This window comes from Nitrosomonas marina (genome assembly GCF_900110145.1).
Taxonomy (GTDB): domain Bacteria; phylum Pseudomonadota; class Gammaproteobacteria; order Burkholderiales; family Nitrosomonadaceae; genus Nitrosomonas; species Nitrosomonas marina.
Genome location: NZ_FOCP01000063.1, coordinates 1 through 1379 on the forward strand (window position 1 = coordinate 1; position 1379 = coordinate 1379).

1 pseudogene is annotated in these 1379 nt (G+C 45.9%); it reads left to right on the plus strand.

The window, feature by feature from the left end:
- Window positions 1-101: 101 nt before the first annotated feature.
- Window positions 102-1349 (plus strand): annotated as a pseudogene (locus BMX44_RS16350) (IS256 family transposase).
- Window positions 1350-1379 lie beyond the last annotated feature (30 nt).

The window sequence follows — 1379 nt, forward strand, 5'->3', positions numbered from 1 at the left end:
GAGCTATGATTATTTCTGGTGTATGACAAGGGAAGAGAAAGCGGTGTAACCTGTTGGTATAGATCTCGGCAGATCAACCAATAAAAAGAGGAAAACACCGCATGACAGATAATAATGTTTTTAAGCTGAATAAACCAGAACAAAATGATCCGTTACATGAAGTACTCCGGGAAGGCGCACGTAAAATGTTGGCTGCAGCGATAGAATCAGAGGTGGCAAATTTTGTTGAGAGGTATGGCAGTATAAAAACCGATGAGGGTCAAAAGGCAGTTGTCAGAAATGGCTATCTGCCAGAACGTACCATTCAAACGGGGCTTGGAGATATTGAAATCAAAGTACCTAAAGTACGAGACCGTTCCGGTACCGGCATCAAATTTAACAGCAGTCTGATACCTCCCTATTTGAAGCGTACTAAAAATATTGAAGAATTTTTACCCTGGTTATATCTGAGGGGTGTTTCAACGGGAGATTTTACCGAGACGCTAAAACACCTGCTGGGGCCGGATGCGCCGGGAATGTCTTCTGCAACGATTGGTCGTTTAAAGCAGAACTGGGAACAGGATTATCAGAACTGGACGCGCCGCGACCTGAGTGGCAAGCGGTATGTTTATGTCTGGGCTGATGGCATCTACAGCACGGTAAGAATGGATGACCGGTTATGTCTTCTGGTGATTATTGGCTCTGATTAAACGGGTCGTAAAGAATTACTAGCGTTATCTGACGGTTATCGTGAGTCTGAAGCAAGTTGGACGGAAGTATTGATGGACTTGAAACAGCGTGGCCTTGAAAAAGCGCCCAGACTGGCTGTCGGTGACGGTGCACTGGGATTCTGGAAAGCTGTTGCCAAATGTTGGCCAGATACCGGTCAGCAGCGTTGCTGGGTACATAAAACTGCCAATGTGCTGGAAAAACTGCCCAAGGCCATGCAACCCAAGGTCAAGGAAGCGCTGCACAATATCTGGCAGGCAGAAACACGGGAAAAAGCGTATGCATCTTTTGATAACTGTATTGAGCGTTTCAGCCCGAAATATCCAAAAGCGATGGAATGTCTGGCAAAGGATAAAGACTCCATGCTGGCCTTCTATGATTACCCTGCTGAAAACTGGCAACACATTAGAACAACCAACCCGGTCGAGTCTGTTTTTGCAACGGTTCGGCTGAGAACAGCCAAAACTAAAAACTGTGGAAGCCGGACGACAACCTTGACGATGGCGTTCAAACTGATGGAAGTAGCACAGAAAAAATGGTTCCGGCTGAGGGGTTATAAATTGTTAGCGGATGTTATTGAAGGTGCAAAATTCGTTGACGGCGTTAAACAAAATGGGGATCAAAAGCAGCAGGCCGCTTGATTCTCCATACACCAGATTTGACTATAGCTC